The 23665-nt window shown below is 46.7% G+C and carries 13 protein-coding genes; 10 read left to right on the top strand and 3 right to left on the bottom strand.

What is annotated here, in order from left to right; all coding sequences use genetic code 11:
* Nucleotides 1-28 precede the first annotated feature (28 nt).
* The 4 genes from CHH60_RS05015 (at nucleotide 29) to CHH60_RS05000 (ending at nucleotide 7675) form a co-directional block, all read left to right on the top strand.
* Nucleotides 29-2086: a glycoside hydrolase family 65 gene (locus tag CHH60_RS05015; protein WP_095358203.1), complete on the top strand. Its 2058-nt coding sequence runs from the start codon at nucleotides 29-31 to the stop codon at nucleotides 2084-2086.
* Nucleotides 2087-2213: 127 nt separating this feature from the next.
* On the top strand, nucleotides 2214-3317 hold the full coding sequence (locus CHH60_RS05010) for a glycoside hydrolase family 88/105 protein (RefSeq protein ID WP_095358655.1): 1104 nt from the start codon (nucleotides 2214-2216) through the stop codon (nucleotides 3315-3317).
* Nucleotides 3314-5884, top strand: coding sequence for a glycosyl hydrolase family 95 catalytic domain-containing protein (locus CHH60_RS05005; RefSeq protein WP_255247827.1), 2571 nt, complete (start codon nucleotides 3314-3316; stop codon nucleotides 5882-5884). The genes CHH60_RS05010 and CHH60_RS05005 overlap by 4 nt, the downstream gene beginning before the upstream one ends.
* A gap of 237 nt (nucleotides 5885-6121) precedes the next feature.
* On the top strand, nucleotides 6122-7675 hold the full coding sequence (locus CHH60_RS05000) for an acetamidase/formamidase family protein (protein ID WP_095358202.1): 1554 nt from the start codon (nucleotides 6122-6124) through the stop codon (nucleotides 7673-7675).
* Between the two features lie 76 nt (nucleotides 7676-7751).
* On the opposite strand, the gene CHH60_RS04995 is transcribed toward CHH60_RS05000, so the two are convergent.
* Nucleotides 7752-8198 (bottom strand): Lrp/AsnC family transcriptional regulator, encoded by a 447-nt coding sequence (locus tag CHH60_RS04995; RefSeq protein ID WP_095287284.1) that lies wholly within the window; start codon nucleotides 8196-8198, stop codon nucleotides 7752-7754.
* Between the two features lie 326 nt (nucleotides 8199-8524).
* Between CHH60_RS04995 and CHH60_RS04990 the strand changes: the two genes are divergently transcribed.
* Nucleotides 8525-9271 (top strand): SDR family NAD(P)-dependent oxidoreductase, encoded by a 747-nt coding sequence (locus tag CHH60_RS04990; protein ID WP_095358201.1) that lies wholly within the window; start codon nucleotides 8525-8527, stop codon nucleotides 9269-9271.
* Between the two features lie 68 nt (nucleotides 9272-9339).
* Here CHH60_RS04990 and CHH60_RS04985 read toward each other — a convergent pair whose 3' ends face one another.
* Nucleotides 9340-10134 carry a helix-turn-helix transcriptional regulator gene (locus CHH60_RS04985; RefSeq protein WP_095358200.1) on the bottom strand — a complete coding sequence of 265 codons (795 nt, stop codon included), beginning with the start codon at nucleotides 10132-10134 and terminating at the stop codon, nucleotides 9340-9342.
* A gap of 233 nt (nucleotides 10135-10367) precedes the next feature.
* Here CHH60_RS04985 and CHH60_RS04980 point away from each other — a divergent pair, with 233 nt between their 5' ends.
* Nucleotides 10368-12611, top strand: a complete 2244-nt coding sequence (locus tag CHH60_RS04980; protein WP_095358199.1) for a helix-turn-helix domain-containing protein — start codon at nucleotides 10368-10370, stop codon at nucleotides 12609-12611.
* A 114-nt stretch (nucleotides 12612-12725) separates the two neighbouring features.
* On the opposite strand, the gene CHH60_RS04975 is transcribed toward CHH60_RS04980, so the two are convergent.
* Nucleotides 12726-13610 (bottom strand): carbohydrate ABC transporter permease, encoded by an 885-nt coding sequence (locus tag CHH60_RS04975; protein WP_095358198.1) that lies wholly within the window; start codon nucleotides 13608-13610, stop codon nucleotides 12726-12728.
* Between the two features lie 414 nt (nucleotides 13611-14024).
* Here CHH60_RS04975 and CHH60_RS04970 point away from each other — a divergent pair, with 414 nt between their 5' ends.
* The 4 genes from CHH60_RS04970 to CHH60_RS04955 all read left to right on the top strand — a co-directional run bounded on the left by CHH60_RS04970 (nucleotide 14025) and on the right by CHH60_RS04955 (nucleotide 23545).
* Complete coding sequence (locus CHH60_RS04970) at nucleotides 14025-14882, top strand: ABC transporter permease (RefSeq protein WP_255247859.1); 858 nt, start codon at nucleotides 14025-14027, stop codon at nucleotides 14880-14882.
* Between the two features lie 62 nt (nucleotides 14883-14944).
* The gene (locus tag CHH60_RS04965) at nucleotides 14945-16444 is read left to right on the top strand and encodes an extracellular solute-binding protein (protein WP_095358197.1); all 1500 of its coding nucleotides are present in this window, start codon (nucleotides 14945-14947) and stop codon (nucleotides 16442-16444) included.
* A 32-nt stretch (nucleotides 16445-16476) separates the two neighbouring features.
* On the top strand, nucleotides 16477-17622 hold the full coding sequence (locus CHH60_RS04960) for a glycoside hydrolase family 88/105 protein (RefSeq protein ID WP_095358196.1): 1146 nt from the start codon (nucleotides 16477-16479) through the stop codon (nucleotides 17620-17622).
* A 229-nt stretch (nucleotides 17623-17851) separates the two neighbouring features.
* The gene (locus tag CHH60_RS04955; RefSeq protein ID WP_095358195.1) at nucleotides 17852-23545 is read left to right on the top strand and encodes a pectinesterase family protein; all 5694 of its coding nucleotides are present in this window, start codon (nucleotides 17852-17854) and stop codon (nucleotides 23543-23545) included.
* Nucleotides 23546-23665 lie beyond the last annotated feature (120 nt).

Here is a 23665-nt window from a genome sequence, read left to right as displayed (position 1 = left end):
CAAATGAAGAGAAGGAGGAACGGTTTACATGAACCGTAAAACGATTGTCACTCGAAATCATCCGGTATTGACCCAGCTTGAGCCCAGGTCTCCTTTGTCTGTCGGCAACGGCGAATTTGCGTTCAGTGCTGATTTTACCGGCCTTCAGACCTTTCCAGAGGCATACGAAATCCCTCTTGGCACGCAGTCCAATTGGGGATGGCATTATACTGGAGGGCATGAGGTTTTTAGCGATGAGGATATCGTCTACCAGTCGTTTGAAACGTATGGACGGAAAGTGGAGTATCCCATGAAACCTGAGAATCGAGAAGAAGCTTATCACTGGCTGCGGCAGAATCCACATCGACTTCAATTGGGACGCCTCGCGTTTCGGATACTGAAAGAAGATGGAGAAGAAGCAGATTCGTCACATGTGATTCCGCTACGACAGGAATTGAATCTGTGGACAGGTACAATTCACAGTGAGTTCACCGCAGATGGGTTCAGGGTTCAGGTGGAGACTGCCTGTGATCCTGCGAACGATGGCATCGGCATTCGTGTACATTCAGAATTAATCCGCAAGGGGCGTCTGCATTTGTTCCTTGTTTTCCCCTGTCCGGATATGACACATCGGAGCTGGTCCAAGTCCGTATTTCCCGATTGGGAACAGGACTGCAGACATCGGACCGAGCTAATGGAGAACGATTCGGCTTCAGCTTCATTGAAACGGATCTTGGATGAAGACGAATATGGAGTGAGGTGGATCTGGGACAAGGGGCGACTGGAGCAGACCGGAGCTCATAAGTTCACACTTATTCCCGAAGCGCTGCAGCATTCGGATACCTGGTCTTGCAGTGTTGCTTTTGCAGCATCAAATCCATCAGTTCAACCAGCTGAGACCGTATTCCAAGCCAGTTCGGTCCACTGGGAGCAGTTCTGGAACAGTGGAGCAGCCATGGATCTATCCGGCAGTAAAGATCTCCGAGCAGCAGAACTGGAGCGACGAATTGTGCTGTCCCAGTTCCTGTGTGCCGTGCACAGTGGCGGCTCCATGCCGCCTCAGGAAACGGGCTACATGTATAATAGTTGGTTCGGTAAAATGCATCTGGAAATGCACTGGTGGCATGCTGCACATTTTCCTCTGTGGGACCGTACAGATCTGCTTCGCCGAAGTATGGATTGGTACATCACCATTTTGCCCAAAGCTCGTGAACTGGCACGTTCACAAGGATATGCTGGTGCGCGCTGGCCCAAAATGGTCGGATATAACGGTGGGCAGAGTCCGTCACCGGTAGCCCCAGGGTTAATCTGGCAGCAGCCTCATCCGATGGCACTTGCCGAGATGTGTTATTTGGCCCGGCCTGAGAGGTCTGTATTGGAACGGTATAAGGACATCGTATTTGAGGCAGCTGATTTTATGGTGTCTTTTGCCCACTGGGATGCAGAAAAAGAGGCATATGTACTTGGACCGCCGTTGATTCCGGCTCAGGAGAATCATGCCATGAATGAAAGTCTGAATCCGCCATATGAGCTCGAATACTGGAAATTCGGGCTTGAGATTGCTGCTATGTGGGCGGAGCGGCTGGAGCGGCCAGCGAATCCGGATTGGAAAAAGGTTGCGGCTCATATGGCAATTCCTGTGCATGAAAATGGAGTTTATCTTGCGCACGAGCATTGTCCCGACACATTTACTGCCAAAAACCATGATCATCCTTCCATGCTCGGAGCGCTCGGCCTGCTTCCCGGAACGCTGATCGATAACAGAATTATGAAAAATACACTTCTCAAAGTGAAAGAATGCTGGGATTGGGAATCCGCATGGGGATGGGACTTTCCGATGTGTGCCATGACAGCGGCAAGGCTGGGCGAACCTGAGCTGGCCGTTGACTTTTTATTGATGGATGCCACCAAAAACACCTATTTGCCCAATGGACACAATTATCAAAGGCCAGGATTATGGGCGTATCTGCCCGGGAATGGTGGACTGTTAACTGCAGTAGCGATGATGGCTGCAGGATGGAGCGGTGTGGAAAACGAGAACAATCCGGGATTTCCGCAGGACGGAAGCTGGTCAGTTCAATGGGAGGGGCTGCACCCCCTGACCTGATCCGATTAGGTGATCGTTTGTTCACACTTTGAGGTGTCGGTATTGGCTTGAGGAATAAAACGTGAGCGAAAAAGGAGCGATTACGTTGGTTGAAACGTTAACAAAGGTCTCTACTCAGAATCGCAGAATGTCTGCCAAAATTGCGGATACGCTAGTTTCCGAATGCCGGGACGGGAATCATCCCAAAATTGCGGGGAAATGGGGGTATGTTGCCGGAATGACGCTTCTGGCCCTCGAACGTGCCGCAGTATGGAATAGTGAACCTCGATATAGTGAACTGGTTCTCCATCATATGGATGGCCTGATCGATAAAGACGGTACCATCAGAAACTACCAGCTTGAGGATTATAACCTGGACATGATCAATGAAGGCAAAAATCTCTTCTCCATGTGGAAGCGTACTGGGGAAGAGAAATACCATCAGGCCATCTTACGACTGGTCGCCCAGCTGAAAGGGCAACCTCGAACCAGTGAGGGCGGATTCTGGCACAAAAAAATATATCCGTTCCAGATGTGGCTTGACGGAATCTATATGTCTTCTCCGTTTCTGGCCGAGTATGGCCGTGTGTTCGATCACCCTGAGAGCTTCGATGAAGTCGCGCGTCAGATCCTGTTGATTGAGCGCAAGACCCGGGATCCGCGAACCGGTCTGCTGCACCATGCATGGGATGAGAGCAGGGAACAGCGCTGGTGCGACAAATACACGGGTCAATCCTTCCATGTCTGGGGCAGGGCGATGGGGTGGTATGCGATGGCTGTAGTGGATGCATTGGAGCATTTTCCAATGGATCATTCTCAGCGCGGCCAGATCATGGGTATCTTCGAGAGAATGGCTTATGCAATCGCCCATGCCCAGGATCAGGAGAGCGGACTGTGGTATCAAGTCATGGACCAGAACGGCAGGGAAGGCAACTATTTGGAAGCGTCGGCTTCATGTATGCTGACTTACGCCCTCGCCAAGGGCCAGCGTCTGCATTATTTGGCTGAACTGGATCGCAAAGTTGTTGATCGGGCGTATGCCGGTATTCTCAGTCGCTTGGTCACGGAGGATGAACAGGGGGTGCACCTGCACTGCATTTGTCATGGGGCTGGACTCGGAGGCAAGAAATATCGGGACGGTTCTTATGCCTACTATATTAGTGAACAGATCGTCAGCGATGCCCAAATGGGAGTTGCGCCATTCCTGCTGGCCAGTATTGAAATGGAGATGCGGGGAGCAGGGAAAGCGTGAGGAAATTAAACGGAACTCATGCGTGCAGACCCCACAAAAACAAAATGATTCTAAAGTATCCCGCTTCATGGTGGAAGGGGATGTGGCGGGAGGCGCTTCCTTCCGGTAATGGAATAATGGGTGCCTCTGTGCGAGGTGGTATACATCAAGAAGTGATTTTACTGCAGCATGGTGAACTATGGCATTGGGGAAGAAAGGATAAACTCCCCGACGTCAGTCACACATTGCAGGAGACCCGGAGACTTATGGACGCTGGGGAATTTTCGGAGGCGAGCTGGCATCTGACCCGTGCCGTGCAAGCAGAAGGATATGCTTCCAAATTGTCCTCCCGTTTTCCTCTGGCTGAGTTGACACTCACCATGAATTGTGACAATGCTTTTCACCATTATCGCAGGGAACTGGATATGGAAACGGGAGAAGTTCATGTCTGCTGGGAGGAAGGGGGACGAAAGATTTCAAGAAGTCTTTTTGTCTCTCGTGCAGATGATTGTGTTGTGTTCAGAATAAACGCTGAAGTACTGAGCACGAGCGATTCGGTACAGGTTGGGGAATCAGGAAGTACACAATTGATATCGGGAAGTGTGGGTCTTCAATTTCCGCCGGGTGACCGTGAGCGGGATGATGAAGAGTTTAAGGAACTGAAAATGTCCGTTACGGTCAGAACGGATGAAGATGAGCAATACGTATTTTATAGTGGCAAAAATGATGATGGACAGGATTATGGAGCTGTCATGCGGCTAATCCGTGAGGGAGAGGAACCTGGGGCTGGGGTGAAGCCTTCCCATAGAACAATACATTTCCCGGGAAAAGGGGTTGCCATTCTAGGCAAGGATCAGCGAAATGACAGCGGAAAACAAGCAATTCACGCAGAACTCCCATTTGAAACGTCGGGCGATGTGCTCGTTCTCGTTAAAATGTTTGTTACAGGCAAACGAGAAGAGGAATGGGTACGACTGAAGCGGGAGTTGTCAGGGTTAGAGGCTGATTATAATTTAATACTATCCAGACATACAGAGCTGCATAAGCCCTTGTTTCACTCCGCAGAGCTTGATCTGGATGATGCGGCTGATGACGGGAGCAGTAATGAAGAGCTTCTGTTAGATGCCTATGAAGGCGAAACTCCCTTGGGGTTGATTCGCAAGATGTGGGCATTCGGTCGATATTTATTCATTAGCGGAACCTCTGAGGAAGGACATATGCCTTTTGGGCTTTACGGGCTCTGGGGAGGAGATTACCGATTAATCTGGGGTCATCACATGGCGAATGAAAATGTTCAGATGATGTATTGGCATTCGGCTGTTGGCGGATTATCCTGCATGAACCTGTCTTTGTTCCGGTATTATACCGGTATGATGGATGTCTTCAAGGAAAATGCACGCAAGCTCTATGGCTGCCGCGGGATCTACATCCCTGCTGGAACTACGCCAGGCATGGGCATCCCTAATCAGATTGTTCCTGTAATCATGAACTGGACCGGAGCCGCCGGGTGGCTGGCCAGACATTATTATGAGCATTTTTGGTATACCGGTGATATGCAATTTCTGCGTGAGCAGGCGCTGCCCTTTATGAGAGAGGCATTGCAGTTTTATGAAGATTTTCTGGTGCTGGACGAAGAGGGCTTGTATATGATATATCCATCCGTTTCACCCGAGAACACACCGCAGAATTTCATGCCTCAGGATGGTAAACAGCTCGCACATCCGATGCCTACAGCCATTAATGCCACAATGGACGTCGCCATCATCAAGGAATTATTACAGCATACCATACAAGCGAGTCGGATAATCGGTGTTAATAGCAGCAAAATACCAGAGTGGGAAGCCATGCTTACACGTCTGCCTTCCTACATGTTGAATGAGGAGGGTGCTGTCAAGGAATGGCTTCATCCTGCGTTTGAGGATCGGCAAGATCATCGTCATCTATCCCATCTCTACCCTGTTTTTCCAGGACAGGAAGTCAATCGGGAAGACGACCCACTATTATTCGAAGCCTTCGAGCAAGCAGTACACCAGCGGAGGCTTGGAGCACAGAGTGGGTGGTCCCTGGCTCACATGTCATCGATCTATGCTCGGCTGGGCGATGGAGAACGGGCTTTGGACAGCCTGGATCATCTTGCCCGGTCCTGTGTACTATCTAACGGATTCACACTCCATAACGATTGGCGCAATATGGGAATTTGCCTGACGTTAGATGTAGCTCCAGTTCAGCTGGATGCCAATATGGGCTGGGTTAATGCCGTACAGGAAATGCTGCTTCTGGTCTCGTCTCAACGGATCAAGCTGCTTCCGGCACTTCCTGCCAGAATGCTTCGTGGAGAGCTGCACAATTGGCGTATACCCGGAGGCGTTCTGTCGCTTGCATGGGACCGCAAGTCAGGGACATTTCAAGCCGAGTTAGCCGCCACTCGGCGGATGTCCTCAAAACTCCAGCTTCCAGATTGGGTCGATATCTCATTATGTAAACAGCAAGGCAAGAAGAAATTCAAACCAATTTCCATGGAAAACGATGCATTCCTGCTTCATTTAGAAGAGGGAGAATGTTGGTCAGTGAAACTGAACACGGTGTAATATGAGACGCTTAAGAAGTCGCCCAAGTGGCGGCTTCTTTTAGTGTATTTATAGTTCATAGAATTCCGGAGGATTAGGAAAAGTTAATATTATTAATATATTTTCGCTGTTTATATTAAGAAAGTAAATTGAAAAACGATTAAAACTTTATATTGTTAACTTTCGGATTGTCTGTTATACTTTGGTTCATAACAAGTTAACTAATATGACATGAGAAGATGACAGGAGGAGTTACGAATGGGAAATCGACTGAAATGGAAGGTTTTCGCTGCTTTATCCATTGGTTCACTGCTAATACCAGGTGTAAATGTAGTTAATGCTGACATTGATCAAGTGTCGATCAAACCAAGGACGCATGTCCTGAAGGCAAATTCTGAAAATGTCCGGTGGGGTAACATCGGCAAGGGTGAAGCAGTACTAACCGTCAACTCCGGAGATATTGTTACGGTGGATGCGATTACCCACCATTCCGGCGACGACTATGAACGAATGATCAAAGGTGACGCTGGTGTCGAAGATATTTTTCATTGGACCGAATCCGAGAAGACGGAAGCAGATCGTGGTCCGGGAGTACATATCATGACAGGCCCAATCGCGGTTGAAGGAGCGGAACCGGGAGATGTACTGGAAGTGAAGATTTTGGATATGAAACTTCGTCCTAATGGTAACGGCGAATATGCAGGGAAAACATATGGTTCCAACGTGGCTGCAAACTGGGGCTTTCTATACGGAGAGATGGAAGAAGAACCGGTGACACGTGAGGTTGTGACGATTTACGAAATGGATTCAGAAGGCGGTACGGATTACGCTAAGGCACTATATAGCTACAGATGGACTCCTCAAACCGATCCGGATGGAAATGTGCATCCTACAATAGATTATCCTGGTGTGGTCGTCGATCATACAACGGTGAAGGAAAATCACAATGTCCTGAAAGACGTTCGAGTGCCTGTAAGGCTCCATTTCGGTACCATGAGCGTAGCGCCGAAGGAAGCGGATATCGTTGATTCGGTTCCACCTTCTTATTATGGCGGAAATATCGATGACTGGCGTGTTACGGAAGGAGCAACCATGTACTATCCGGTTTCCGTCCCGGGAGCACTGCTGTCGATCGGTGATCCGCACGCAGGGCAGGGAGACTCTGAATTAAATGGAACAGCCATTGAAACTTCTGTAACCGGAGATGTTCAGATTATTCTTCATAAAAAGGATCAGCTGGATAACAAATTAAAGTCATTAAATTTCCCGCTGCTGGAAAATGAGAACGAGTGGGTGGTCCATGGCTTCAGCTATGCTAACTATCTTGAAGAACTGGGTGAGGATGCCCAGAAGGAAATCTTCGAAAAATCTTCCCTCGATAAGGCGATGAAAGATGCTGCGCATAAAACCAAGGCTTTTCTAATGAGAGGCATGGAACTAACCGAAGACGAAGCTTACTCTTTAATGTCGGTAACCACCGATTTTGGAGTTACACAGGTAGTCGATGGGAACTGGGGAGTTCATGCGATTGTTGACAAAAAGTTGTTTGGAGAAGCTGAACGGGTTATGACACCATTACGCAGCAGCTTTGAACAATTTGGTGCCAAGATCGAATGGGAGCCAAAGTCGAAAATGGTATCCATCCTGTATAATGGCAATACACTGTCAGCGAAACTTGGAGAAACGAAGGCTTCATTCAATGGAGAAACTGTTAGACTGATTGCTCCTATTCAATTAGATGCCCAGAAGTCAGCTGAGGTAAGCGAGTATTTCGTCGATTTCTATCAAGCCAAGCTTTCCAAGACAAACTAACTCATTTCATAAAGCAATAATTCCATATCATTAATAACAAGAACCGTTGGTCTTAATGCCTGACGGTTCTTGTAATTTATATATTCAATCCATCCTGATTTTTGTGTCGTTTCATCAGAATCTGCGTTTCAGCGCGGACGATACCTCTCAGCGAATATATGGATTCGTTCATGAATTGTTCCATCTCTTCAATACTCTCGACAAGAATATGTATATGGAGGATGCAGGGACCAGTCATTTCGTATAACACAGCAACTTTATCGTTTTGTTTCAACGCCTCTATGATCTCATTCAAATGTGCAGGCTCCACTTCTAGCTCCAAATAGGCAGATATCTTTTTGCCGAGCTTTTCAGCGCTAATTACAATGGAGAACTGTTCAATGATTCCTTGATTGACAAGCCGGTCTATGCGCTCTTTGACGGCAACTCCAGACAATCCAACCTCTTTGGCCAAATCGGTATAAGATATCCGGCTGTTTTGAGCCAGTCTTCGTAAAATATGACTATCAATTGAATCTAACATGAGTTTCACTCCTTTCCGCTTCATATTGTAACAGAAAAAAAGACAGCCCGCCCGTGCGGGGTACATAATCCCTGAAATTTGGAACACACTAACAACCGAATTGGGATGAAGTATTTCTGCTGAGTTGCTTCAATATTTCCGCTTAATATTACTCGGCATGTTAACTGGTAAATATATAGTAGCTTGACAATACTCATTAAGAGGAGTACGATTAATTGTGTCAAATAAACGACAAAACTTACGTAATGACTAAATCATATGATTATGGTTACATATAAAATTGCGTTAGTTTTGTCTAAAATTCAACAATTACTGGAGGAATCACCATGACTAATCTTAAAGACAAAGTAGCGATCATTACAGGCGGAGCTTCCGGAATTGGTTTGGCTACAGTAAAAGCCTTCTTGGATAAAGGATCCAAGGTTGTTATTGCAGATTATAATGAAGAGCACGGCAAAGCTGCCGAGCAGGAATTGAAACAAACATATAATGATGATGTCGTGTTCATCAAAGTTAATGTTGCCGACGAAAAACAAGTTGAAAACCTGGTTACCGAGACAGTGAAGCAGTTTGGTAAACTGGATGTCATTTTCAATAATGCAGGTATTGGTGTTCAAAAGCCTTCGCATGAATTAACGGACGAAGAATACAAACGTGTCATTGCAATCAATCAGGACGGTGTATTCTACGGTGCGAAATATGCGATCCGTGAAATGCTGAAAACGGGTGGAGGATCTGTAATCAGCACTTCCTCGATCCTGGGTTCCGTTGGTGAACCAACATCTATGCCTTATGCGGCAAGTAAAGGTGCAGTCAACCAAATTACGAAATCACTCGCTTTGGAGTATGCTGACCGTAACATCCGTGTCAACGCAGTTGCTCCCGGATTTGTAGAAAGTGGCATGGTAAACAAAGAAGCTCTTGGTGAATTCTATGATGGCCTGGTTGCCAAACATCCACTTGGACGTCTGGGCAAACCGGAAGAAATTGCACATGCAGTCGTATTCCTGGCTGAGAATGATTTCGTTACAGGAACAACGGTCTTCGTAGATGGCGGATATCTTGCTCAATAAATATGGATTTTAATATGAAGAAGGCTCCCTTAAAGGGAGCCTTTTTTAATTCCTACTTTGTTTTGTTGTCATTTTAAGTAGGTGCTCACATTATTTCGAAATTCCCTGGGTGTAATTCCATACATGGCTTGAAAAACGCGATTAAATGTCCGCTGGCTTTCGAAGCCTGCACTGCTGCTTACAGTGGTTAAGGATACATTCGTTGTTCGGATTAATTTTGCTGCATATTCGACCCGCAGCATGGAGAGGTAATTGCGAAAATTCATCTGTATACGTGCGGAAAAGATGTGGGATATATAATATTTACTCACATTGAACTCGGCAGCAAGTGTGTCTAGGGAGAGGGGCTCCGTAAAATGATTAGCCATGTATTCCATAATTTTATAAGGCATATCCAGTACAGGAGTTCGTTGTCGCTGTTCCAGCTGGGTGTGAGCTAGCAGATGCGACAAGATGATATGGGCCCAACCAAGCTTGATGGCATAATCATCTTCTTTTTTCACCTTTCTAAATGCATACACCGCATCTCTATGTATATATTTCTTCAAAACAAAGGGAGTTACAGGCTGAAGCTGATTGAAATCGGGGAAAATGCCTTCAAATACTTTGGGATTAATAATAAGCAGAATGGCATTTGCAGTTTGTTGACCACTTTTAACATATCGGTGAATGATATCCGGAAAAATGACAGCTGCGTCACCTGGTTGCAATTCATAAGAAACGTCGCTAATCTCGACAGACTGTGTGCCTGAGTAGACGTATAATACCTCAATTGCACTGTGCATATGTGAGGGAAAAGCGATTTGCCTGGCATTGCGGATAATTGCAAAGTCATCTTTGCGAATCTCGTAAAATGGCAGCATGATTCAATCACTCCTGTGCAATATTTGGCTACTTTCGAATACGTTATGTCTAAACTCATATCATTTGCTGTGTTAAAATTCAAGTGAATATTACCAAATGGAGGGAGAAAACGAGAGTTTCTCCTCCTTTATTTGTAATCGCTTACACTTGAAATACTCATTTATCTTCGGTATTTGTATGCCGATGGATGCCCATTGAATAACGCCACAATGTGGAAGGGGGGAGCTGTGCTTTGAGAAAAAGTAAAACGTTTTACAATATTTTTATTCCAGTTCTGCTTCTTAGTGTTGGGATTGTAATCGGTTTTGGAAGTTACATCTATATCTCAACCACCAATTCTGTCGTGGACCGGGTTGGGGACGGCCAACAGAGTCTCATCACACAGATTCGTAATACACTGGAACAGAAAATCCAAACCATAGAATATGCGTTTGCTACCTACAGCACGACTCCGTCGTTTCGATCGGTCATCAATAGTCCGATGACGGAACAGGAATTTGAAGCGTATCGGGAATTGAAGTCCCAACTGGGCTATATTGCTACCATGGGTCTTGAAGGAGTTCAGTACACGTTAGTCAGCTTGCAGCAGAAGTGGAGTTTGTCCAACGGTACGGTGTTCCGATTGACTTCTGAAGAGACACAGGAGTATCAGAATCAGTTCGCAGAGCAGGAAGGCAGCGGCTTATATTGGACGAAAACGGCAGATGGTATCAGGCTCCTGCAAGGACTTCCTGTACATTCCAAGAAAAAACAAGCCATTGCCTTGTCAGATCTCTCCCTTCAGACGCTTAATCGTTCGCTTTTGGTTAAGCCGAATACATCCATATATATTTTAAACAAACAAGGAGAGGCCCTGTACACAACGAAGTCGGATCAAGAACACTTATCCAACCAGCAAATGAAACTCATCAGCGAGCGTACCGTCAATCAAGCACAGACTGGGCAATTGGAACTGCCAGGCACATCTGGGGATAAAATCATCGCCCTATACGCACGATCAGATTACAATGGCTGGACGTATGTTACGCTGCTTGACCCCAAAGAAGTCAGCGGCGCCTTAACGCCGATCCGAATAGGTCTTATTGTGATGGGGATCGTGATCATGGGGCTTATGGTCATTATAGCCTACATCATTTCCATCTATCTCACCAAGCCTTTTCGCAAAATTCAAAAGAGTCTGGCAGATACTTCCAAGCCAATGGTCAAGGATGAAGTCGATTGGATTATTCAGTCGATCGATTCAATCGTTTCCGAGAAAAAGGATTTGGAACAGCTTATTCAGCTAGAAAAACCAAAGCTCGAATCCCAATTTGTTCTTAATTTACTACAGAACCGCCTGACAAGAGAAGAAGTAGAGAAGAATCTGGAGCGATTCGGATATAACATCGACAGCAGTTCAGTTTTCATCACGATGCTGATCCAAGTGGATCGATGCGGTGAAGGGTCACTGTCGGACAAAGATGTACTTTTACTTACTGTAAACCAATTGGTACAAGAGATTATTCCGGCGACAGAACGCATGCTGCCCGTCGTATTGAACGAGCGTACCCAAGCGACGTTATTGTTTTGCAGTTCTGACAAGGTAGCTGAGATGCGGTACCTGATCTCGCAATATGCGAAGAAGATGATCATCTCTTCGAGAGATTATTGGAATGCCTCGGTGAGTGTGGGTGTTAGTGCACCTTATGAGGATCTAATGAACAGCCGTGAAGCATGTGCAATGAGTCTTGAAGCGTTATATCAGCGTTTGAAACTGGGTAAGGAATCCGTCATCTTTTATGAAGATATCTCTAGAGGGAATACCGGACCAACGTTACTTCATTACCCCAAGGAGCTGGAATCCCAGCTGTTTGATGCCATTCGGCTTGGAGACAAGGATGAAGCAACCCGAACGCTGTATCCTCTTCTCGCCGACATGATGAAGCATAGTCAGAATCCAATGAACCTGGAGATCACACTGATTCGATTCGTGAACAACCTGATCCATCTGGAGCAGCTGATTGGAGCAGAAGTTTTGTTAACTCAGAGCAATGCCACGCTGTACCAGAGGCTTCTGAATACGCTAAACCCGGAGGAGATCGAGCATATTCTGGTTCATGAAGTCATCTATCCAATGGTTGTTAGTATGCAGGAAAGAGCGAACCACCAATTTCGTTCGGTCGCTGATCAGATCGCTGCTATTGTGCGTACGGAATATGACCAAGATCTGTCACTCGAATCCATCAGCGAACGGCTGCATTATACCCCCAATTATCTCAGCAGCATATTCCGCAAAGAGTACGGGATGACCTTCAGCGATTATTTGATGGGGTTCCGGCTTGAAGTAGCAAGGAAATGGCTGGTTGATACAGACATGCCAATCAAGGACATCGCAGAACGTCTCGGCTATCAGAATTCGCAGAACTTTATTCGTTCATTCCGCAAAAAAGAGCATGTCACGCCGGGCGCCTATCGAAAAATGAAGCTTGAGCTGTGAAGGTAAGGGAGTTATTCCACCATGGCGATAACGTTTGGAGTAATGTAAGCAAACCAATCCCCCTAGGTCCTTGGCCTAAGGGGATTGGTTTTATATCGAGAAGCAGCATGTCGATCAACCTTTCACTGATCCGAGTAAAGCTCCTTTTGTGAAATGTTTCTGTACAAAAGGATAGGCAATGAGCATAGGTACGGTTGCAACGACGATTACACTCATCTTAATGGTCTGTGACGGAGGTACAATATCAACCGCAGAACTATTACCTTCCATTCCGCTCGATACAATGACGATTTGACGAAGAAGTACCTGCAGCGGCCACATTTTGGATTCATTGAGATACAGAATGGCGTTCATATAAGTATTCCAGTAGGACACACCGTAAAAAAGAGATAATGTGGCAATCGATGGCAGAGCTAGTGGGAGCATGATCTGCCACAATATGCGGAAGTCATTTGCACCATCAATTTTGGCGGATTCCTCCAGGCTGTCCGGTAGGGCTTGGAAAAAGTTGCGCATGATAATCAGGTTAAACGCGTTAATTGCTGTAGGGATTATCATGGACCAGTAGGAGTCGATCAACCCGGCTGCTTTTACGATTAAAAAGGTGGGAATCATACCACCGCTAAACAACATGGAAAATACAACGATAAAGTTGATGACGTTTCTTCCCAGAAGATAGCGTCGGGATAATCCGTATGCCATAAGTGCTGTAAGTGTCATGCTGACAGCGGTACCGACGAGGGTGATGAAGATGGAAACACCGAGCCCTTTGAATATGGTTGGAGTGGACAGGATATACCGATAGGCGTCGAGTGAAAATGACGTTGGAAACAAAATGAATTTCTTCTGCACGATCTCCTGGGTTGAGGCAAACGAGCTGGCAACCACATTAATGAAAGGCAAGAGGCAGGCAAGGGCAAAGAGAAGAAGAAGTGTATAGTTCACAACGTTAAATATGACGCTTCCGAGCGTTTCCTTCTTGAGTGCGGCTTTTGACATGTCGATAGGTTCCTCCTTAAGTATTGATCTCTTCCCACCATATCAAGGGTTATGGATAACGTATATAATCATATCCTAAGACCTTGCTGCAGCCGGCTTGAGAGGGTATTTCAAGGAGAATCAACCGGATAATCATTAACCGAGTTAATAATCATAAGCTACAATTCACACTGGAAAAAACCTTGTCGCAAGCCTTTATGTCACGATTACCGGAAGCATGATAGCTAATGATTATGTACGGAATGAATCTGAGCGGATATGCTTGACTTCGAACACATGTTAACCGATCAAGGAGGTCAGCGAGCAGTGAAAGATTCCAATTCCTCAGTTGTTTCGTTACAAGGCAAACTGCATCGAAAGACCGGAATCGGTCATCAATTAAGAAGTGTCGTCGCCAACAAACTTCTATACCTGATGATTCTTCCGGGGTTTGTCTACTTTGTTATCTTCAAGTATTTTCCGATGGGTGGATTGATCATTTCATTCCAGGACTATCAGCCGTATCTCGGTATTAAGGATAGCCCGTGGGTCGGTTTCAAGCATTTCATTCGGCTGTTTACCGAACCAACCTTTGCCATGCTGCTCAGCAACACACTAATATTGTTTGCACTTGAATTGATCATTTTTTTTCCGATTCCCATTATTCTTGCGCTAATGCTGAACGAAGTCAGGAGTAAGATGTTCAAAAATTCAATTCAGACCATTGTCTACATTCCACACTTTATGTCCTGGGTCATCATCGTATCGATTACCTATGTATTTCTGAGTGTGGATGGCGGGCTTGTTAACGAGATGATTGCTGCTTTTGGCGGCAACAAAATCAGCTTCCTCACCTCGCCAGAGTGGCTTCGTCCAATGTACATTCTGCAGATTATCTGGAAAGAGGCCGGATGGTCCACCATCATTTATCTTGCGGCTATTACGGTGGTAGACACGCAGCTTTACGAAGCGGCAGATATGGACGGTGCGAGTCGTTTACGTAAAATGTGGCATGTGACCTTGCCAGCCATTCGCCCCGTTATTATTACGTTGTTGATTCTTAAAATCGGTAATACGCTTGAGCTGGGCTTTGAACATATGTATCTGCTTCTTAATTCACTCAATCGGGAAGTTGGAGAGATCTTCGATACGTACATCTTCACGGCCGGCTTGAAGAACGGGCAATTAAGCTTCAGTACCACGGTTGGTTTGTTCAAAGGCTTGGTTGGACTGATATTGGTGATTATAGCCAATAAGCTCGCCAAAAAGTTTGGTGAAGATGGAGTCTATTAACTCGCTTAGAATAGCTGAAATAGATAACAACAAAACATAAAACATGTAAAGGGGATATGTACATGAAATTCCGTTACGCCAAGTTGATAGCGCTTTCGATTTGTACCAGTCTGCTGCTGAGTGCCTGCGGGGGAGAGAATGCAGAGCCGCAAACGAATGCAGAGGGAAAGCCTATGATTAGCTGGTTGAACATTCTGCATTCTGCTTCACCGCCAACGGATACCGTGTTGAACAAAATCGAGGAACTGACGAATACGGATATTCAATTTTCCTGGATTCCGGATGCCTCGAAAGAGGAGCGATTGAACACCTCCTTAGCCTCCGGCTCTCTGGCAGATATTGTTTCACTCACGATTTTGGAGAATTCGTCGGTTCGAAATGCATTGAAGGCCGGTGTCTTCTGGGAAGTGGGGCCTTATCTGGACGAATTCCCGAATCTGAAAGAGATATCTGTGGATATGAGAAACTCCGCTTCGATTGATGGGAAGTTGTATGGGATTCCAATGCAGAAACAGGTTTCCCGTAACGGTGTCATCATTCGCAAAGACTGGCTTGATAACGTGGGATTACCTGTACCCAAAACGACTGCAGAGCTGATGGAAGTTGCCAAAGCATTTACCGAGCAGGACCCTGATGGTAATGGCAGCAAAGATACGACCGGTTTCATTGATCGCAGCGATCTTGTATTTGGTGCTTTCAAGACACTGGGTTCATACTTTGGAACCCCGAGCGGATGGGCGGTCAGCGAGGATGGCAAAGTAACGCCCGAGTTTGAATCCGAGGGTTACGTTAAAGCAATGGATTATATGAAAGAGTTGTACGACAACGGCTATATCAACCAGGACTTTGCAGTAACGGCCAAAAAAGATCAGCAGGAGGGCTTTGCACAGGGCAAAGCGGGAATCTATGTTGGTGCGCTGTTTGATAGCAAAAACCTGCTCAATCTGGCCAAAGGTGTACAGGATAATATGGATTTGATCATGGTGAATGACATTACTTCAACAGGTAACGAAAGTGATCGGGCCATCTGGTCCACGTCCAATGGTGTAGGAGGGTTGCTGGCATTCCCCAAATCGGAAGTGAAAGATGAGGCTGAGTTAAAACAGGTCTTGAAATTTATGGACGATCTGATGAGCGAAGAAATATATACATTAATGACTTATGGTATTAAGGATGTACACTACAGCCTGGAGGGCAATGCGGCAACAATTACCGATACCAAACTCTGGGAACAGGAAGTACAGCCGTTCTCTTCATCACGTCCGAATGAGAATGGGTACGACATTCATGATTCAGACCCATTACGGGTGGAGTCCGATCGTTTAATTCAGGAGAACACAAAGTATGCAGTGCTTAATCCGATGTACTCCCTTGAATCTGCGACGTTCTCCGAGCAAGGATCGGAACTGCAAAAAATCATCACGGATGCTACGTACAAATACATTCTCGGCAAGCTGGATTTGCAAGGGTTCCAGGATGCGGTGCAGACTTGGAGAAAATCAGGTGGTGACAAGATTATTACGGAATATGAGGCAGCGTACCAAGCTGTGCAGAACAAGTAAAATCATGATTCATCGAAGGAGGAAGAGAAGCCATGATTCAGATTCAATCTCCATGCCTATGGGCAGTGCATACCGCAGATACCATTATGGAGCGTACGCCCAGACTGTATGAGGCAAACGGGTATCATGGAAAATGGTCGTATGATTATGGGGTTATTCTGAAGGGATTCGAGCTGCTGTGGAAAGTGACCGGCGAAAGCAAGTATGCAAAGTACATTCGGGACAACATGGATTATTTCATACAAAGGGATGGAACAATCCGCGGATACCGCCAGGATGAGCATAATATTGATCATCTGAATAACGGCAAGCTGCTTTTTGGATTGGTTCAGATGACTGGCGAGGAGAAATACAAAGTGGCTGCCTCTCTTCTAAGAGAGCAGCTTCGCAGTCACCCGCGTACGTCAGAAGGGGCGTTCTGGCATAAGCAAGTGTATCCTTATCAGATTTGGCTGGATGGATTATATATGGGCGCTCCCTTTTATCTTGAATATATGCTTCAGTTCGAACAGGAAGATGAGCAGGACCTGGATGATGTGACAAGGCAGTTTATTCTCTGCGCACAACACAACCGTGACGGGAATACAGGCCTGCTCTACCATGCCTGGGATGAGAAGCGTACGCAGCCTTGGAGTAATCCGAATACCGGACAATCGCCCAACTTCTGGGGCCGGTCCATGGGTTGGTTCGTCATGGCGCTGGTTGATGTACTGGAATTGCTTCCGGACACTCATCAGGACCGCACGAAGCTGATTGAGATTCTGAATGATACGATGTCAGCACTGCGAAGTTTCCAGGACACTTCTACCGGGGTGTGGTATCAGGTGATTAATGAAGGAACCCGAAAAGGAAATTATCTGGAGGCCTCTGCCTCAAGCATGATTGTATATGCCATGGCCAAAGCCATTCGACTGGGTTGGTTACAGGACGAAAACTGGCTGAACTCGCTGGACCATGCCTACGCCGGTTTAATTTCAGAATTTGTCATGGAAACCAAAGAAGGCTGGGTCAACCTGTACAAAAACTGTCAGGTTGCAGGTCTTGGAGGAGTACCGAGACGGGACGGTACCTATGCTTATTATATTAGTGAACCGATTATTACCAACGATCAAAAGGGGCTGGGAGCTTTCTTGCTGGCCTGCACCGAATATGAATACATGTTAAATCGAAAGGGATAGTTCATTCCAGCTATAATGCCCGTATCGGTTAAATGGATCAAAACGATACGGGCATAACATACTCCTTACACCTTTTTTGTTCACAGGACAATACGGGTTATTCAATTTGATTAAATGTGATAACGCTTACATTTATTGAAGGAGGTGATCGGATCTGCTGAAAGGTTAATTGCCTCTCAGTGCTGCGTTTGCCAATTGGAGTATACGAAACCGGAGGAGGAAGATTTTATTGAAAAGGATTGTGTCGCTCATCTTGATCGTATCAATGCTGTTCAGTGTTTTGCCGGGAATGGCTGCTGCAGAAGAAACAGGAGATTCAGGTATGCTGCCTGCTTTTCCTGGAGCTGAGGGCGGTGGGATGTATACGACTGGCGGCAGGGGAGGTGCAGTTTACGAAGTAACTACCCTGGCTGACTCGGGCCCTGGCTCTCTTCGCGAAGCCGTTAGTCAAAATGATACAACCGTCGTATTCAAAGTGGGTGGAACCATTCATCTGGAATCTCCTCTGGCAATAACGGGTTCCAATATTACGCTGGCAGGACAGACTGCGCCTGGAGAAGGGATCACCGTCTCCGATTACTGGACCACATTTCAGGCAGATAACATTATCGTAAGACATATGCGCTTCAGGCTTGGAGACAAACACCCAAGTGAGGATGATGTATTTGGAGGACGATATCATAAAAACATCATCATCGATCACTGTTCATTCACCTGGTCTGTGGATGAAGTCCTTAGCATGTATGTGAACGAAAATACTACCGTGCAGTGGTCCGTCATTGCCGAGAGCATGCTGATGACGACTCATCAAAAGGGCAGGCATGGATATGCCGGCATTTGGGGCGGAAACAATACCTCATTCCATCATAATATCATCGCCCACAATGTAAGCCGTAACCCGAGATTTGCCGGGTCTCCCGGATTTAATACCGAATCCTACAACAATGTCGTATACAACTGGGGATTTTTCTCTGCCTATGGCGGTGAGGAAGGCAACTACAATTTGATGAACAATTATTACAAATACGGCCCTAATACGTATCGTTCCGTACGGGATCAGCTTTTCCTTGATGTAGGAGCCAATACCCGCCTCCATGTTAGCGGCAATATAGTAGACGGATATCCGGAGATTACTGCGGATAACTGGCTTGGGGTCGGGACTCTGGCAAATCCGGAATCGAAGCTCGAATCTCCGGTTGTCATGGCCAATCCATCACCAATGGATGATGCGGAAACGGCGTATGATCGTGTCCTTGCCGAAGCTGGAGCTGTTTTACCGAGAAGGGATGCGATTGACGCAAGAATCGTTAATGATGTTAAAAACCGTTCCGGTCAGCATCTCAATTCCCAAAAAGAAGTGGGAGGATATGTGGAGTTTGAAGAAGTGTTATCCACGCTGGCAGATGATGATTATGACGGAATGCCGAATGATTGGGAAATCGCTCAAGGGTTGAATCCAAACGATGCCTCTGACCGAAATGAAATTCATGAATCGGGATATACCTATCTTGAAATGTATCTGAACAGCATAACAGGTAATGGGTCAGCGAACCCTGTAACTTCGATTGATTCTCCTGCCAACCATACGATTGCAAAAGAGGGTTCTTCCATTGAAATTGTGGCTTCGGCCTCTGATCCGGATGGCACAATCTCCAAGGTGGAATTTTATCAAAACGATATTAAACTGGGCGAAGATGATACGGCTCCATATGCTTTGAGCTGGGACAATGTAAAAGATGGTACACATTATCTCACGGTTCGAGCCATTGACGATACGGGAACGGCAACCCAATCGAATAATGTCTCTGTACATGTGAATAAGGAAGGCAGTATTGTACCATGGGCTTCAACAGACATTGGAGCACCTGGCATTGCCGGCCATACACAGCTTGGTGCCTTAGATACGGATGTCACTGTAAAATCATCAGGTGACATTGCTGGCACTTCGGATCATTTTCACTATGCCTACCAGACACTGGAGGGTAATGGTGAGATCGTCGCTAGAGTCGATCACGTGACGGCCACGGATGATGGAGCAGAAGCAGGTGTAATGATGCGCGAGAGTCTGGACGCTTCCTCTCCATTTGTCGCCCTAATGACGTCCTATGTCAAAGGCGGGCAAAAGGCGGTTCATTTGACGCGTGAAACCGAAGGGGCGGATGTCTCCGTTCAGGAACCAGAGACGTTTATCACGCTCCCTTACTGGGTGAAGCTGGTCAGGCTCGGTGATCAAGTTACATCTCTCGTCTCCAAAGACGGAGCAGACTGGTCCGTCGTGAATGCTGTAGACTTCCCTGTGAGCAGCACCGTTTACGTCGGACTTGCGGCGGATGCTTCCAAACCGGACGACGAAGTAGATAAACTAAATACATCTGTATTTTCTGGTGCAGCTGTTCAGCAGCTGGATGCAGATTTCCCTACGGCCCCTACGCAACTAAGAGCAGAAGCAGGACCCAAATCGGTCACATTATCCTGGGATGAGGTGAACCATGCTGTCTCCTATTCTGTTTTCCGTGCGGAAATTTCCGGAGGGCCATACACGGAGCTCCAGAGCGGGATTACATCTTCTTCATATACGGATCCGGACCTGACTGTCGGGAAGACATACTATTACGTCGTGAAAGCAGTAAATGACAAAGGAACGAGCTTCTCCTCTGAAGAAGCGTACGCCGTTCCCGAAGGTGAGCTTGAAACCATCGAATATATTCATGATGACTATGAAGGACTTGAGGTTAACCAAACACCACCCGGGTATGTCGTGCTCCCTGATCCTCAAGATGCGGATCATCGGGTTGAGGTGGCGGAAGTACCCTCTGGATCCACCGGTAATACGTCGACAAAGTCTTTAAAACTGTATGATAATGCCCCAGGCACAACACAATTTACACGTGCATTTCAACCTCAGCTTGGCAGCTTTGTGTTGGAAACGGATCTCATGTCACCTTCCTGGCCTGGAACAGCCTATGTATTGCAGCTGCAGAATAACGCAGGAACCCGCACGCCTCTTTCGATTGAAATGCGCAAACCGGCTGCTCCCACAGCAGAAGACACCTATACGCTGGTTTATAAGAAAGACGGCCTGGATCATAAACTGATAGACGCTCCTGCAAACAATCAATGGTACAACCTGAAGATTACTGGCAATGTAGCTATGCAAAAAGCGGATATCTATATCGACAATGTACGAGTAGCGGATAACATTCCATTCCAGGCGGATGTGCTCTCCGATGGAATTGGTCGCATTCTGGCCAAAACCCCTGGTACAGGAAAAGGAACGATATATTATGATAACCTTCGTCTCTACGTTGAACCTGTGGCAGCACCTAAAGGGCTCACTGCACAGCCCGGAAACGGAATGGTTAAACTTAACTGGGACGAAGCCGAAGGAGCATCAACTTACAATATCAAACGAAGCACAGGGGGAGAGTCAGCTTACGAACCAATTGCTTCTGAAGTCGCAGAGACCAGCTATATCGACGACACTGTTGTAAATGGTAGAACATACCATTATGTCGTCACAGCACTGGGTGCTTCAGGAGAAAGCGGACCCTCCAACCAAGTGGAAGTCACACCTTCAGAGGATGCCGTGAAACCCGAAGCTCCAGAGAAACTGGAGGGGAAATCCAGAGATACACAGGCGGAATTGGCATGGCAGCCCATCGAACAGGCGAGCCATTACACGGTTAAACGTAGCCTTCAGGCAGATGGCCCATTTACTTCTGTAGCAGCGAAACTGACCCAACCTTCCTTCCGAGATGGTGGACTGGATAACGGGGTCACCTATTATTATGTCGTTTCAGCAACTGGCATTGGTGGTGAAGGAGCTGATTCAGCGCCTGTTGCTGTTACACCGTCCAGAGCGTTGTCTACACCTGAGCCTGTCGTAAAACCTCAGCCTAATTCAATCGAGGTGGAGTGGCAACCGATTGAGGGAGCGGCAACCTATCAGATCAAGCGCTCCAATGATTTAAATGGAACATATGAAGTGGTAGCTGAAGCCCAGTCCCAAACTTCATACACAGATACAGGACTCACGAACGGTGTACCTTACTATTACAAAATTATTGCTGTAAACGGAGATACGCATAGTCTTGAGTCTGCCCCAACAGGTGCAAGACCGTCCGCTGATGACGGAACCCTCATGTCTCCAACAGGATTGCAAGCAGAGCCGGAAGATCGTGGAATCACTTTAACCTGGGAAGGCGTACAGGGAGCAGACAGCTATGCTGTAAAACGTAGTGACTCCCCCGACGGGTCTTTCACATCGGTTGCTGCGGAGGTGACCGAAACATCGTATACCGATTCGGGCCTAACCAACGGGAAGACATACTATTATTTGGTGACAGCAAAAAACGAAGCAGGAGAGGGGATGTCATCTGTTTCAGTATTTGAAACTCCGGCAGTCACTTTAACCGTTGCTTCCGATGGTAGTGGAGAATTCGAGCGAGTGCAGGAAGCCATTGATGCAAGTCCTGACAACGCGACTGTACCTACCGTTATTCGAATCAAAGATGGGGTCTATCGTGAAAAATTAAATGTGCCATCGAGTAAAAACCACCTACGGATGATCGGAGAGAGCCGTGAAGGGACCATTTTGGTCTATGGAGATTCGGCTAGCACACTAGACGGGAATGGCAATCCACTCGGTACATCGAACAGCTACAGCTTCAGGGTTCAAACGAATGACTTTACAGCTGAACATCTGACAATACAGAATGATGCGGGTGATCATGCCGGGCAAGCGGTAGCGCTATTGGCACGTGGGGATCGCCTTGTGTTTCGGGATGTCAGTCTGAAAGGCTGGCAGGATACGTTATATGTCAATGACGGCAGACAATACTATGTTGACAGTTACATCGAAGGCGATGTCGACTTCATATTTGGAAATGCCGCTGCTCTCTTTGAGAACAGCATCATCCATAGTATGAGTAACGGGTATGTGACTGCGGCCTCCACAGCCGAAGGCAAGCCAGGGTATGTTTTTCTAAACAGCCGAATTACTGCCGAATCTGGACTGACAGGCAATGTGGCTCTTGGCAGACCGTGGCGGCCGAACGCGAGTGTTGTCTACATTAACAGTTATTTGGATGATCATATCAGTCCTGCAGGTTGGGATAATTGGAGCAATGCTGATAATGAGAAGACCGCCCGTTTCGCTGAGTATGCCAGTTATGGACCTGGTGCCAATGCCAAAGGAAGAAGTAACTGGTCCACTCAGTTGACTGCGGAAGAAGCGGAAAAATACCTTCCGGCTAAACATTTTGCAGGATCCGATGCATGGAATCCATCGTTAGATGTTTCATTGGTTCATGCGAATCGGGATCTGACCAGTTTATCCGTGAATGGTAAACCTCTGTCGGGATTTAACTCGTCTCAGAAGAACTATGAGGTTGAAGTTAAAGCTGGCAGCGCCCTGCCTCTTGTTTCAGCGGATGCTGTATCCGGCAGATCTGATGTTGAAGTGAAGCAAGCTGCGGCTGTACCAGGTCAGGCCGTGGTGAAGGTTACAGGGCAAGACGGTGGCGTGAAATCCTATATCATCAACTTCTCGGCGGAAACCGTTAGAGATACCACGGCACCTGTGCTGCGGCTCAAAGTGAATAAACCGGTTTTGAAAGAAAATGCAAACAAAATGGAGACCATCCGTGTTACAGCGGATGCCACCGATCAAGGAACAGGGGTAGCCTCTGTCAAGCTCATATCCATTACAAGCAACCAACCGGATAAAGGCAAGGGAAGTGGAAACAAATCACCTGACATTCAGGGAGCAGCGTACGGAACTCCTGATTTTGAATTTAAGCTACGTGCCGAACGTACAGGAAAAGGCAAAGGTCAGGATCGTGTATATACGATTACTTATGAGGCAGCAGATCGAGCAGGAAACACCTCGCGATCATCGGTTAAAGTCGTTGTAAAAAAGTAAACTATGCTAAATTGATTTGGAGCGGTCAGAGTAAGTAGAACTTAAAGATTAATTTTCTAGAAGAAAAAGAATTCAGTCAGTCACAGTAAAGGACGCCAGCATTGGCGCCCTTTTTGTGTT

The sequence above is a fragment of the Paenibacillus sp. 7523-1 genome (assembly GCF_002276415.1).
GTDB lineage: Bacteria > Bacillota > Bacilli > Paenibacillales > Paenibacillaceae > Paenibacillus > Paenibacillus illinoisensis_A.
The sequence above is the reverse complement of the archived record's forward strand: the minus strand, read 5'-3'. Positions and strand labels throughout refer to the sequence as shown.